Origin of the sequence: Pseudomonas sp. 02C 26, from assembly GCF_002843585.1 — a bacterium.
GTDB lineage: Bacteria > Pseudomonadota > Gammaproteobacteria > Pseudomonadales > Pseudomonadaceae > Aquipseudomonas > Aquipseudomonas shirazensis.
On record NZ_CP025262.1, the window covers coordinates 3,082,849 to 3,095,545 of the forward strand.

At 56.8% G+C, this 12,697-nt stretch carries 11 protein-coding genes; 5 read left to right on the forward strand and 6 right to left on the reverse strand.

All coding sequences use genetic code 11. The annotated features are described in order from the left end of the window. Positions 1-101: 101 nt before the first annotated feature. The 3 genes from CXQ80_RS14010 to CXQ80_RS14020 form a co-directional block, all read right to left on the reverse strand. On the reverse strand, positions 102-1,622 hold the full coding sequence (locus CXQ80_RS14010; protein WP_101320468.1) for a cytosine permease: 1,521 nt from the start codon (positions 1,620-1,622) through the stop codon (positions 102-104). A gap of 430 nt (positions 1,623-2,052) precedes the next feature. Continuing rightward, complete coding sequence (locus tag CXQ80_RS14015; RefSeq protein ID WP_101320470.1) at positions 2,053-2,964, reverse strand: LysR family transcriptional regulator; 912 nt, start codon at positions 2,962-2,964, stop codon at positions 2,053-2,055. Between the two features lie 167 nt (positions 2,965-3,131). Then, a complete protein-coding gene (locus tag CXQ80_RS14020) occupies positions 3,132-4,055 on the reverse strand; it encodes a LysR family transcriptional regulator (protein WP_101323056.1) in 924 nt (307 codons plus the stop codon). Positions 4,056-4,444: 389 nt separating this feature from the next. Between CXQ80_RS14020 and CXQ80_RS14025 the strand changes: the two genes are divergently transcribed. The 5 genes from CXQ80_RS14025 (at position 4,445) to CXQ80_RS14045 (ending at position 8,967) form a co-directional block, all read left to right on the forward strand. Further along, entirely contained in the window at positions 4,445-5,608 is a 1,164-nt protein-coding gene (locus CXQ80_RS14025) for an acyl-CoA dehydrogenase family protein (protein ID WP_101320472.1), read from the forward strand. A gap of 62 nt (positions 5,609-5,670) precedes the next feature. Next, the gene (locus CXQ80_RS14030; protein ID WP_101320474.1) at positions 5,671-6,423 is read left to right on the forward strand and encodes an electron transfer flavoprotein subunit beta/FixA family protein; all 753 of its coding nucleotides are present in this window, start codon (positions 5,671-5,673) and stop codon (positions 6,421-6,423) included. Next, positions 6,424-7,365: an electron transfer flavoprotein subunit alpha/FixB family protein gene (locus CXQ80_RS14035; protein ID WP_101320477.1), complete on the forward strand. Its 942-nt coding sequence runs from the start codon at positions 6,424-6,426 to the stop codon at positions 7,363-7,365. It begins immediately after the preceding gene. Positions 7,366-7,380: 15 nt separating this feature from the next. Then, positions 7,381-8,217: a MaoC family dehydratase N-terminal domain-containing protein gene (locus tag CXQ80_RS14040; protein ID WP_101320479.1), complete on the forward strand. Its 837-nt coding sequence runs from the start codon at positions 7,381-7,383 to the stop codon at positions 8,215-8,217. A gap of 102 nt (positions 8,218-8,319) precedes the next feature. Beyond that, positions 8,320-8,967: a TetR/AcrR family transcriptional regulator gene (locus CXQ80_RS14045; RefSeq protein ID WP_101320481.1), complete on the forward strand. Its 648-nt coding sequence runs from the start codon at positions 8,320-8,322 to the stop codon at positions 8,965-8,967. Between the two features lie 117 nt (positions 8,968-9,084). Here the strand turns inward: CXQ80_RS14045 and CXQ80_RS14050 are convergent, their stop codons facing one another. From CXQ80_RS14050 to speB, 3 genes are all read right to left on the reverse strand, one after another. Beyond that, a complete protein-coding gene (locus CXQ80_RS14050) occupies positions 9,085-9,810 on the reverse strand; it encodes an MBL fold metallo-hydrolase (RefSeq protein WP_101320483.1) in 726 nt (241 codons plus the stop codon). Between the two features lie 181 nt (positions 9,811-9,991). Then, the gene (locus tag CXQ80_RS14055; RefSeq protein WP_101320485.1) at positions 9,992-11,362 is read right to left on the reverse strand and encodes an aspartate aminotransferase family protein; all 1,371 of its coding nucleotides are present in this window, start codon (positions 11,360-11,362) and stop codon (positions 9,992-9,994) included. Positions 11,363-11,392: 30 nt separating this feature from the next. Beyond that, positions 11,393-12,340, reverse strand: a complete 948-nt coding sequence (speB, locus tag CXQ80_RS14060) for an agmatinase (protein ID WP_101320487.1) — start codon at positions 12,338-12,340, stop codon at positions 11,393-11,395. Positions 12,341-12,697 lie beyond the last annotated feature (357 nt).

Consider the following 12,697-nt stretch of genomic DNA (forward strand, 5'->3'; position numbering starts at 1 on the left):
ACAAACTCCTAAATTAACTCTTGGTACTTTTTTCAGCCCAGACACTTCGCGTGCGTGTTGGATCACTCACGAAGTACACATTGAGATGTATTGCCGGCAGCTCAGTTGACAACAGCCTCACGGTTGCTGACCGCGTCATACTTGTTTTTGCGGCTAACGATGCGAGCGATAGGTTTTTCTACAGTCGGCGCCAAGCGGCTGCCCTGAGGTCCGAAGAGCGCTTGCGGCTCAGGAAAGACCCACAGCATTAATGGGTAGAGGATTGCCGGTAATACAATCGCCACCACCAGGGAAATATCAATACCGCCTGCCAGGTGACCCAGCCAGCCAGTAAAGTTATCCCCCATATTCACTGTCATCAGGGCCACGACTGCAGAGAACACCCAGACACACATTGCCGGCAGGTGCCAGCCGCCCCGGAACCAGTAAGCGCCACCCACTTGCTGGCGGTTAAAGACCTGCAGGGCGTCGGGGTTGTAATAGCCACGGCGGTTGATGTAGCCGAGGACCATAATAATTACCCACGGGGTGGTCATGACGATAATCAGCGACAAGATGGTGGACATCGCATCGACCAGATTGAACGCAAAGCGGCCGACGTAGATGAGGATGCAAGCGATAAAACCCACCAGCAGCGTCGACTGCAATCTGCTGCAGCGCGGCAGCACGCTGCTGAAGTCGAGGCCCGTCCCGTACAGGTTGAGGGTGCCGGTGGACATACCGCTGAGCAACGCGAGAAACAGCAGGGGGATGATGAACCCGGTTGGCGCGATCGCCAACAACCCGCCCATATAGTTGAAATGTTCGAGGTATTCGGGGGCGTGATTTAAAATGATCGATGACGTGACCAGGCCAAACATGAACGGCGGCAGCGCCAGCATTTGGAAAGCGAAACCTGCAAACATCAAGCGTGGCCGATTGACGGTGCGAGGCAGGTAGCGGGTCCAGTCCCCCAGAAACGCTGCAAACGACATGGGATTGGCAATGACCATCAGGGTGGCGCTGATGAAGGGTGCCCAGAATTGCGGGCTACCCCAGACAAAACCTGCCCCCTGGAAATTGGTATCCATTTGAGGCCAGAACACGAAAAAGCCGACCGCGAACATGAACGTCGCGGCGGCAACTGCGATCTTAGTCACCACGAGCATGATGTTGTAGCCGTACACCGCGATCACAATCATCACCACAGCGAAGATGCTGTACGCCCAGGCGTACTGCAGGTCGGTTGGCTCCAGGCCCAGCAGACGATGAAGGACGCCAATCAGCGCGTCACCACTCGACCACACGCAGATGGCAACGAACGATACCGATGCCAACAAACTCAATACCGAACCCACAATGCGACCGACCGCGCCAAAATGGGCACCGGAGGAAACAGCATTATTGGTTCCGGTGACGGGTGCAAATAGCGCCATGGACATGACGATCAGTGCACCGATAAACAAACCTATCAGCGTTGCGACGACCCCTTGCCAGAATGACAGGCCGAAGATAATCGGGAAGGCTCCAAGCACAGCGGATGAAAGCGACGTATTGCCACTCCACCCTATTCGGAAGTAATCCATTATCTTTCCGTTTCGATCTTCGTCAGGGATGACGTCCACACCATGTACTTCGATCATTTCTCACCTCTTGTTCTTCTTGTAGGGTCCGAATAGGAGAGCCGGGATCATCCTAGCCCTGCCCCTGGAACCGTTACATCACTGGTATGGAGCACTTACGCATCCAAATCGAAATGTAATGATCAGGGACGCCTGACCCTGTCGAGGTGCCAGCAAATGTCGACCAAACGACAGCTTCTGAGGGAACGCCGATTGCCCGCTTCCCTGCAAAAAAATTAGATAATCAGGAACTTAGCCGACATCGTGGTTCGCGGCGGGACTTGCTGCTGAGTGGGTCAGGCACTTCTGCGCAGCCTGTGAGGGGCACACTACGGATTCAGGTTTTCAAATGATTGCCGCCATTGACGGCTACTGGGCAACCCGCACTCAAGTCCAGCTTGATTGGCCTGCTGGCCTTTGAAGGTCAGCAAGCCCTCCACGCGTCAACCGATCAGTCGATCGAAGGCAGCCGCAGCGCAGACACAAGCTCTTCGATGAAAACGGACGCGACCAGCCGGCGAGATCGTGTCGCCGATGTCACCAGGTGGTTGTCATAGCTGCGCATAAATGTGTCCGGGAGCAGTGGCTGAAGTTCGCCCGTGCTAACCCATTGCCGGGCATAGTGCACGGGCAGGTACCCAATGTAGCAACCAGACAAAATGAGTACAGCGACCGCTTCAATGTTGGTCGATGTCGAGACCAGCCTCCAGTTGACGCATTCGGTCTCGATGACGCCATCCGTGTAACTGGCGTCGACAAACTCAAAATCGGCAAGCGCATTGAACAACTCGGCCCTTGCCAGCCGAGCGGCAGGGTGGCCTGCAGCGCAATACAGCAGGTGCTTTTCATTGAACAGCTTGTAGTAATTCAATGACGGCACACGATGATGAAAGAAGCCGATACCCAAGTCCCGGCTGGCGTCGATGACGCTTGTTTCTACATCGGTAGCCGACCCGATGGACAGCGACAAGTCGATATGAGGCGCTTTATCCCGCAGGCGACTGATCGCTTCACAGATTTTCGTGTCCGGGTTCGCTGCCGTGTTATCAACGATCGAGATCCGAAGCTCACCTTTTAGTTCCGAGGTATCGCGGGACACTATCGTCCTGAAGTTTTCAATTGACGCAAACAGGTCGAGTGCAGCCTGGTACACCACCCGCCCCTCTTCGGTCAGGCTAAAGCCTTTGCGCCCTCGCTCACAAAGGCGCACTTGCAGACGCTGCTCAAGCTGGCGAATCTGGTTGCTCATCACGGGCTGACTGGCGTTCAACTGGACCTGAGCGGCAGTGAAACCGCCGCTTTCGACGATCTGACAGAACACCCGAAGTGTTTTCAAATCTACGTTGTGCAGTGGAGGGATCACAGGCCGACCTTATCGTCATCGCGCGACAGCGCAGGTTCAAACTGCCCTTGGTGCATGGCCCAAAGGAATCTATTCAATCCATTTGCATCAGCGTTTGCCGTAGCCATGACGTCGCTGGGCAAAGGGTGCATTACCTGACAAGGGCGAGGCCTGGAAAAGCTTGCAGCTCACAGCATGTATCCAGTCCAGATGCCCTGCGTCACCATCTCTGAGGCGAGTTCGACAAAAGCGTCACCCACGTAGCGCGTGGCAGGGCTTACATGCCTTTCTGCAGGGTAGATTTTCACCAATTTACGCATGGGGGTCGGCTCCACCAGGGGTGCGGCACATAGGGTGCCATTCTGGATATGACCATAAATTGAAGCCAGCGGTAGCACCGTGAATCCAAAACCGTGGCGTACCAGCTCAATAAGCGCGCCCAAGGAATCGGCTTCAACATTGGCATTGATCTTGAAACCGGAGTCGGTAGCGCACTGATCGACGATTTTTCGCAATCCGTGGCGCCCACTGGGAAGCACCAATTGCTCTGCTGCAAGCCTCGAAAACTGAATAGGATTACCAAGTTCAAGGCCTGTAGATGGAGGGCCGATCAGCACCAGGCTCTCCATCATGACAGGGATAATTCGCAGGGAATTGAGCGGTTCGACGTCGTAAGAAATCGCCAGATCAAGCTCTCCGCGCTGTAACCAGTCCAGAAGGTAGCCGCTGAACGCCGAAGAAAAACGTACGGAAAGCTCTGGGTGGGTTTCACGGATTTGTTTAACCAGTGGCACAGTCACGATCTCAGCGATCGTCGGCGTAGTGCCAATGGCGACCGCGCCGCGGAAGGCGGTCTGCCCTCCCATCACCGAACAGCGAATCGCTTCCAGTTCGTCCATCACGCGAATAGCGTGCTGTAAAACTTCCGAGCCCGCCTCAGTGATAATCATACCCCTGCCATGGCGTTCAAACAGGTACACGCCGAGCTCTTTTTCCAACTGGCGAATCTGCCGGCTCAACGCTGGCTGGGCAACATGCAATCTATGCGCCGCGCGACTCAAACTGCCGAGTTCAGCGACGTGGATCAGTGTCTTGAGTTGAACAACGTCCATGAGCAGACCATTGATTTTATGTTGGACCTTGGAATGTTCCCGCCGCCAGTCTAGGGCAAGTGCCGCCTGCAAGCTATAGCATTTGAGCATAGCAGCTAGAGCCACAGTGAACAGGCACATTGCTTGGCGGCCTCTGTAATGCCCCAAGAGGCGTAACGAATCGTTAACTTCGAAACCAGTTGAGTCAGCAGTAAGGGCAATTGTTCATCAGCGGATCAACCTATGCCGTTAGAACATATCTCAAAGAAAAAAAAGGTAGTCGTCGTGGCCCGTTCTTCGATCCATGATGAGGGAAACCAACATGGGTACGTTGCCCGCATTACTGAGTCAGGGCCAGGTTGGCGGCGAAACGCAATACGCTGCCTGCCGGGCCCGCCTGGAGATGAAACTTGAACACCTATTACAACGAAGAACTTGATGCTATCCGTGAAGGCGTGCGTGCACTGTGCGCAGAGTTCCCTGCCGAGTACTGGCGCAAGATCGACGAGGAAAAGAGTTTCCCTGAAGCCTTCGTCAAAGCCATGACTGACGCCGGCTGGCTTGCCGCAATGATTCCGGAAGAGTACGGCGGCTCAGGTTTGGGGCTGGCCGAAGCATCGGTCATTTTGGAAGAGGTGAACCACTGCGGGGGCAACTCCGGCACAATCCACGGCCAGATGTACAACATGTTCACGCTGCTGCGTAACGGTAGTGAGGCGCAAAAAAGCTATTACCTCCCCAAACTCGCCAGCGGTGAATTGCGCCTGCAATCCATGGGCGTTACCGAACCTACCACGGGTACGGATACCACCAAGATCAAGACCACCGCCGTGCGTAAAGGCGACAAGTATGTGATCAATGGCCAGAAGGTGTGGATCTCCCGTATTCAGCACTCCGATCTGATGATCCTGCTGGCTCGTACCACGCCGCTTGCAGAGGTCACGAAGAAATCCGAAGGCATGTCCATTTTCCTGGTCGACCTGCGTGAATCGATCGGCAACGGTCTGACCGTGCAGCCGATCGCCAACATGGTCAACCACGAGACCAACGAGCTGTTTTTCGACAACCTGGAAATTCCGACCAATAGTCTTATTGGTGAGGAAGGAAAAGGCTTCCGCTATATCCTCGACGGCCTCAACGCCGAACGCACCTTGATCGCCGCCGAGTGCATCGGTGACGGCCGCTGGTTCATTGAGAAATCAGCACAGTATGCCCGTGACCGCGTTGTCTTTGGTCGCCCAATTGGCCAGAACCAAGGTGTGCAGTTCCCAATCGCCGAAGCCCATATCGAAATCGAAGCCGCCGACCTGATGCGCTGGAAAGCTTGCGAGCAGTATGACAACGGCCAGAATGCAGGCGCTGCTGCCAACATGGCGAAATACCTGGCGGCAAAAGCCAGTTGGGAAGCGGCGAACGCCTGCCTGCAAACCCATGGCGGTTTTGGTTTCGCCAATGAATACGACGTGGAGCGCAAATTCCGCGAAACACGCCTCTACCAGGTGGCGCCGATCTCCACCAACCTGATCCTGTCCTATGTAGCCGAGCACCTGCTCGAGTTGCCGCGCTCGTTCTAAATTCGGGTGCCCTCGCATCCACGCCATGCGGGGGGCTACTCATAACAATAGAGACGATATTTATGAGCAAAGTGCTAGTCGCCATCAAGCGAGTGATCGATCACAACGTCAAGGTACGGGTCAAGGCGGACAGTTCCGGCGTCGACCTAGCCAACGTCAAGATGTCCCTGAACCCCTTCTGCGAAATCGCCGTGGAAGAGGCTGTGCGTCTGAAAGAGAAGGGTATTGCATCCGAAATCGTGGTCGTCACCATCGGCTCGAGCATAGCGCAGGAGCAACTGCGTACCGCCCTGGCCCTCGGCGCCGACCGCGCCATCCTGGTGGAGGCTGCCGATGAGCTGAACGCCCTGGCCGTGGCCAAGCTGCTCAAGGCGATTGTCGACGAGGAACAGCCTCAGCTAGTGATCCTGGGTAAACAGGCCATCGACAGCGACAACAACCAGACCGGCCAGATGCTGGCGGCACTGACCGGTTTCGGTCAAGGCACCTTCGCCTCCAAGCTGGACGTGGCTGGCGGCAAGGTCAATGTCACCCGTGAAATCGACGGCGGCCTGCAGACTGTTGCGCTGGGCCTGCCCGCCATCGTTACGACCGACCTGCGCCTGAACGAGCCTCGTTATGCTTCGCTGCCTAACATCATGAAGGCCAAGAAGAAACCGCTTCAAACCGTCACCCCGGATACCTTGGGTGTTGCCATTGCGTCCACCAACAAGACCATCAAGGTTGAAAGCCCAACTGCTCGCAGCGCTGGCATCAAGGTCAAGTCGGTTGCAGAGCTGGTCGAAAAACTGAAAACAGAAGCGAAGGTGATTTGAATGACTGTCCTGGTTATCGCTGACTTTCTACAGAGTCAGGCAAACGCTACCCTTGCTCCTGCAACCTTGAACACCCTCGCAGCTGCCGCGAAAATCGGTGGTGATGTGCATGTGCTGGTCGCCGGCCAAGGCATTGGGGCCGTGGCTGAAGCGGCCGCCAGAATTGCTGGCGTTGCGAAAGTGTTGGTGGCCGATAACGCCGCTTATGCGCACTTCCTGCCGGAAAACATTGCCCCACTGGTGGTTGAACTGGCCAAGGCCTACAGCCACGTGCTGGCCCCGGCCACCTCCAATGGCAAAAACGTGCTGCCACGCGTTGCTGCCCAGCTGGACGTTGATCAGATCTCCGAGATCATCTCGGTGGAATCGGCTGACACCTTCAAGCGTCCTATCTACGCCGGTAACGCCATTGCCACCGTGCAGTCGAGCGCTGGCATCAAAGTCATCACCGTGCGCGCCACTGGCTTCGACGCCGTCGCTGCCGAAGGTGGCTCGGCCGCCATCGAAGCCGTGAGCGCCGCCCACGACTCAGGCAAATCGGCGTTCGTCGGCGAAGCGCTGGCCACGTCCGATCGCCCTGAACTGACGGCTGCCAAGATCGTCATTTCTGGCGGCCGCGGCATGCAGAACGGTGACAACTTCAAGCACCTGTACGCGTTGGCCGACAAGCTGGGCGCCGGTGTGGGGGCTTCGCGCGCCGCGGTGGACGCAGGCTTCGTGCCCAACGACATGCAAGTCGGTCAAACCGGCAAGATCGTTGCGCCACAGCTGTACATCGCCGTCGGAATCTCAGGTGCAATCCAACACTTGGCCGGCATGAAGGACTCCAAAATTATCGTAGCGATCAACAAGGACGAAGAGGCACCGATCTTCCAGGTGGCTGACTACGGTCTGGTGGCGGACCTGTTTGAAGCCGTGCCTCAGTTCGCCAGTCAGCTTTGAGCAGAGGACGCTAACATGACCCAGACGGACTACACCGCATGGATTAATCGCAGCGAGGTCAGCCATGACCGTATTAGCCATAACCTGGTCAAACGGATCGCCGCGACGCTTAGCGAACCCTGCCCAGCGCCGGGCGATGCCCTGCCCCAGCTGTGGCATTGGGCGTTTTTCCAAGAGCCTGTGCCGGAAGCAGGCCTGGGCGTCGATGGGCATCCCGCTACAGGTGGTTTTTTACCCCCTGCCGGCAAACGCAATCGGATGTGGGCCGGCAGCCGGCTGGAGTTTCTTTCTCCACTAAAGGTCGAGGCTCAGGTGTCACGCCGCTCGACCATCCTCAACATCGAAGAAAAGCATGGCCGTACTGGATCACTGCTGTTCGTCACGGTGAAGCACGATTACGTCCAGGATGGCCGCAGCGTCCTCATCGAAGAGCAGGACATTGTTTATCGCGAACCCACGCCGCCCAAGCTGACCAACACGCAAGTCGCACCTGCGGCCACCTGGCAGGAAATAGTCCAGCCCTCGCCTACCTTGTTGTTTCGCTATTCGGCCGTGACCTTCAATGGCCACCGCATTCACTACGACTGGCCCTACGTCACTGAGCAGGAAGGCTATCCCGGTTTGGTGGTGCACGGCCCTCTGATCGCGACATTGAACCTGGGTGCCTTCCAACGAGCCAACCCGCATGCACGCGTTCGTCGCTTCAGTTTCCGCGGCGTGCGGCCACTCATTGGCCCTGCCACTTTTGAGCTGGGTGGACGAGTAACCGCTGCAGGTGTTGCTCAGGTCTGGGCAACCGCCGATGCCGGCATGGCCCAGCTGGGCGAAGTCGAATTTGCTGTGCAGGCATAAGTGTCAGCAACGATCCCTGGCGATCCGTGCTGTTTGTCCGGCTCTGTGCACTCGAGCCGGGCAACGGCCCTTCAGCACGCACCTCCACGACCCCTACCGCCTATGAGTGAACTGAAGCAAACCTGCCCAGACTTTTTAATTGATGCCGCGATCGATCTGATGGCAGAACATGGGTATGTCGCGATGTCGATGAGAAAGCTGGCGAGTCACATCGGTATTCTGCCGGGTAGCCTTTACCACCACGTCTCGTCCAAGCAGGACATCTTGCTGGATGTGGTGCTGGCGGTGGTGGATCGGCGCCTGCACGCCTGGAGTCGGTACTCAGGTAAGCGGGACCTGGCGGGGTATATCAACTTCCTGATGGTGCGCCAGCGCAGCCATCCCAAAGAAGAACTGCTGTTGCGCCACGAACTCCGGCACTTGGAGCCCTCAGCGAAAATCTGGGGCCTGCAGGCCATGGAGAAACTTCGAACCCCGTTACAAACAATCATCGAGAATGGGCGGCGTGCGGGAATGTATAGCGTGGCAGAGCCAAGCGTTGCTACTGAGGCCGTGTTGGCACTGCTTGACGCGGGCAATAAACTGCGACAACTCCACTACCGCGCAGAACGATTGGAAGAGGAGATGCTGCAGATGGTAGAGGGCATGCTCGGCGCTAACCTCTCCCCTGCCCTAGCGTTGCAACAACCGCTGGAGGCCATCTCTGAGTTGCGCGCGCCCTGTGCATGTGCGTTAGGTTGGCCGCGCTAGCAGCGCTCGACTGGATTGATGACGCACTAAGCGCTGGTATCCTCGACCGCAAACCCCAAGCAATCAGCCAAGCCGCAAGGCGGCTGGCCCAGTACCTGCGCGGGCCTGCACTGCCCTTCAATCGTGGGTCTTCAACCAATTGTCGATCATGCCCCGCAAGCGTTCTCCGGAGAAACTGGGAAAATGCCCGCCATGCACGGTACGCACCGGCAGCTGACGCAGACGTTCGAGGCTGGCAGCATAATCGTCGAGATCAGAGTGGTATACGTCCTCGATCAACGGCCCATCGTAGATGATGTCCCCGGAAAACAGGGTTTGCGTAGCCGCTTCCCACAGGCTGATACCTCCCGGTGAATGACCGGGCGTATGCAATACCTGCAAGGTACGGTCGCCCAGATCGAGCACATCGCCTTCGTCGATTGTACGGGTCGCAGGCGCAGCTTTAACGCGGTATTCCGCATAACACAAAGGACAGTCAGGATGGGCTTCGAACATCTCGTCGCCCAGGAAACTGGAGACCAACGTGCGCTCACCATCGGGGCTCGCCAAGATGTCGGCTTCCGCCGGGTGCACCAGTCGCTGGTCGAATTCGTGATGACCGGCAATGTGGTCGAAATGGGTGTGACTGGCAACGGCCAGCAGCGGTCGCTCCGTCAACCAAGGCAATTGCTCCCGCAGGCTGACAAGCCCTGAGCCGCTGTCGACCAGAATGTCGCGATCACGGCCTTGAATGTGCCACATGTTGCACCGGTAGAAGGGACGGACATACGGCTCATGGATCTTGGTGACTCCATCCTGACAGCGCTGCAGCTCAAACCAACGATCACGGGTGACGATTTTCATGGACGAGTCCTTATTGATTTAGTTGGACTTGCTCTTGGCGAGTGAGGGCCGTGCACGCCTGGCGTTGACTCGGGCCAGCGGCTCAAGTCAACCTTTAGACGCGCAGCACCCCTGACATTTTCACGACCTTTACCGGTGCTTGGCCCACCCCGGAGGCGCCCTCTGTTTCAGCGGCAGTGGCTTACCGGGTAGCCCACGCGTAAGTATCGGTCAAAGCCAGTTCCAGGCGTTTGATGATCTGGTCCATCTCCGCCGGCTTGGTGATAAGTGGTGGGCACAGGGCGACGGCGTCACCGATCGGGCGCGTAATCAGGCCATGATGCTGGGCACGACCTGCCATGTAGCGACCCAGGCTGCCCACGGCGAACTGCTGTTTCATCGGCTCGTAGCTGGAGATCAATTCAACCGCTGCGATCAGACCAACGCCTCTTACCTCACCCACTAATGGATGACCGGCGAACCCTTGTAGCTTGGCATGCATGATTTCACCCACATGCCGAGCATTTTCGACGAGGCGCTCATCCCGAATGATGTTGAGATTTTCCAAGGCAACAGCGGTCGCGACAGGATGCCCGCTGGCGGTAAGACCATGGCCGAACGTTCCGATGCGCTGGCTTTCGTCTGCTATGGGTTCAAAGATCGAATCATTGACCAGGACCGCCGCGATAGGTTGATACGAGGAGGACAATTGCTTGGAAACCACGATTGCATCGGGCTGAATCTGATAGGTATCGCTGCCGAACATGTTGCCCGTGCGACCGAACCCGCAGATGACTTCGTCGATGAGCAGCAACACGTCGTTGCGCCGGCACACTGCCTGAATTTTTTCCCAGTAGGTCCTCGGAGGCACAATGACTCCGCCGGCCCCCATCACTGGCTCGGCAATGAAAGCGGCGACCGTCTCGCGTCCTTCACGCTGGATCATGTCCTCCAGCTCCGCCGCCAGGCGGCTGGCGAACGCCTCTTCGGTCTCTCCCGCCAACCCGCCGCGATAGAAATGGGGAGCGCTAACGTGCAAAGCACCCGGCAATGGCAGATCGAAAGACCGATGATTGTTGACAAGTCCGGTCAAGCTGGCACTCGCGATGGTGATACCGTGATATGCATTGCGCCGGCTGATGATTTTCTTTTTGCCGGGCAGGCCAAGCGCATTGTTGCGATACCAGATCATTTTGATGAGGGTATCGTTTGCCTCCGAGCCCGAGTTGGTGAAAAACACTTTGCTCATTGGCGCAGGTGCCATTGAGATCAGGCGGTCTGCCAGCTCGATGCTCGGCCTGTGCGATTTATGGTTGAAGATGTGGTAGTACGGCAGCCTGCTCATCTGCTGATGCGCAGCTGCCACCAGGCGTTGGTTGCTGAAGCCTACCGCGACACTCCACAAACCCGACATGCCCTCGATGTACTGCTTGCCCTGATCATCAAATACATAGATACCCTCCCCGCGCTCAATGACCAATGGCCCGATGTCCTGGTGGGCACGCGCATCGGTATAAGGGTGCATCAAGGAACTGACATCTTTGTCATGCAGTGTCTTTTTTGTACTTTGCATTTCGGCACCTAGAGGGGTCATCAGGACTGATCAAACGTGATATTGGACACCGGGCAACACGCAAAGCATCTCGAACAGCAAATTCGCCCCCACCAACGAGGTATTGCCGCTGGCATCGTAGGGCGGAGAAATCTCGACCACGTCAGCCCCGACGACCTGCTTGCCCTTGCATCCACGAATAATCTGTAGGCCTTGTTGCGCGGTGAGACCACCAATCTCCGGCGTGCCGGTACCCGGCGCAACAGAAGGATCCAGGCCATCGATATCAAACGAAATGTACAGTTTGTGATCACCAATCTTGGCGCTGATTCGCTCCATGATTGGCTGGAGCATTTGCCCGTAGCACTCCTCCCCGGTGATCACTTCGAAACCCTTGCTACGCGACCAGTTCAAGTCGTCGGGCGAGTAGCCGGTGCCGCGCAGACCAATCTGGAAGGTCAGATCGGGGTTAATCAAACCATCCTCGTAAGCACGCCGAAATACCGTGCCATGGGCCACTTTTTCGCCAAACATGTGCTCGCCAACATCGGCATGCGCGTCGACGTGAATCAGGGCGACTGGGCCGTGTTTTTTGGCGATAGCCTGTAGGATCGGGTAAGTAATGGTATGGTCGCCGCCCATCGTTAGCGGGACGACATCATGGGCAAGAATGTCGTGGTACGCGTGAGCAATGCGCTTAACCGCGTCAGGCAAATTGAACGTATTGATGGCTACATCGCCGATGTCTGCAACCTGAAGGCTTTCGAACGGCGCGGCTCCCGTCGCCAAGTTGAACGGGCGCAACAGACAGGACTCGGTGCGGATCTGACGGGGCCCCATACGCGTGCCGGATCGGTTGGAGGTACCGATATCAAGTGGGACACCGACGAAACAAGCATCCAGGCCCTCTGCAGTTGCAGCAGCTGGCAAGCGCATCATTGTCGCCGGACCACCAAACCGGGGCATTTGATTGCCGCCCATTGGCTGATTAAAGACCATGCTTTCACCCTCTCTAGTATTTTGGCTTGGCTGTGCTCGACGAGTGAGGGGGGCAATAGCCATCAGATGAGTAAGCATTCTGGCTAAGAAAGCTTTCGACCATCGCTCATCGCGCAAGCGTACGAACCTCATTGCGCCATTCAAATTGCTGCGGTCACGAAGCCCAAGGCAATAAGCGCTGTCGCCCCTGAGCGTGCCAGCTGCACTGAGGTTTCATGGCGTGAGTAAGCAGCAAGAGCGGACCGCAATGCAGTGCGGATTGAGTATGCGACACTGACCAAGATCAAACGACTAGCGATTGTTTATTTCAGATATACCCGCTATGCATAGGTGCAACATTAGATACGCTTAGTGAAT

Bases quoted from the DNA above. Each gene is read 5' to 3' on its own strand.
- CXQ80_RS14040 (WP_101320479.1), top strand. From the start codon at position 7,381: ATGACCCAGACGGACTACACCGCATGGATTAATCGCAGCGAGGTCAGC.
- CXQ80_RS14050 (WP_101320483.1), bottom strand. From the start codon at position 9,810: ATGAAAATCGTCACCCGTGATCGTTGGTTTGAGCTGCAGCGCTGTCAG.
- CXQ80_RS14020 (WP_101323056.1), bottom strand. From the start codon at position 4,055: ATGGACGTTGTTCAACTCAAGACACTGATCCACGTCGCTGAACTCGGC.
- CXQ80_RS14030 (WP_101320474.1), top strand. From the start codon at position 5,671: ATGAGCAAAGTGCTAGTCGCCATCAAGCGAGTGATCGATCACAACGTC.
- CXQ80_RS14010 (WP_101320468.1), bottom strand. From the start codon at position 1,622: ATGATCGAAGTACATGGTGTGGACGTCATCCCTGACGAAGATCGAAAC.
- CXQ80_RS14045 (WP_101320481.1), top strand. From the start codon at position 8,320: ATGAGTGAACTGAAGCAAACCTGCCCAGACTTTTTAATTGATGCCGCG.
- CXQ80_RS14055 (WP_101320485.1), bottom strand. From the start codon at position 11,362: ATGCAAAGTACAAAAAAGACACTGCATGACAAAGATGTCAGTTCCTTG.
- speB (WP_101320487.1), bottom strand. From the start codon at position 12,340: ATGGTCTTTAATCAGCCAATGGGCGGCAATCAAATGCCCCGGTTTGGT.
- CXQ80_RS14035 (WP_101320477.1), top strand. From the start codon at position 6,424: ATGACTGTCCTGGTTATCGCTGACTTTCTACAGAGTCAGGCAAACGCT.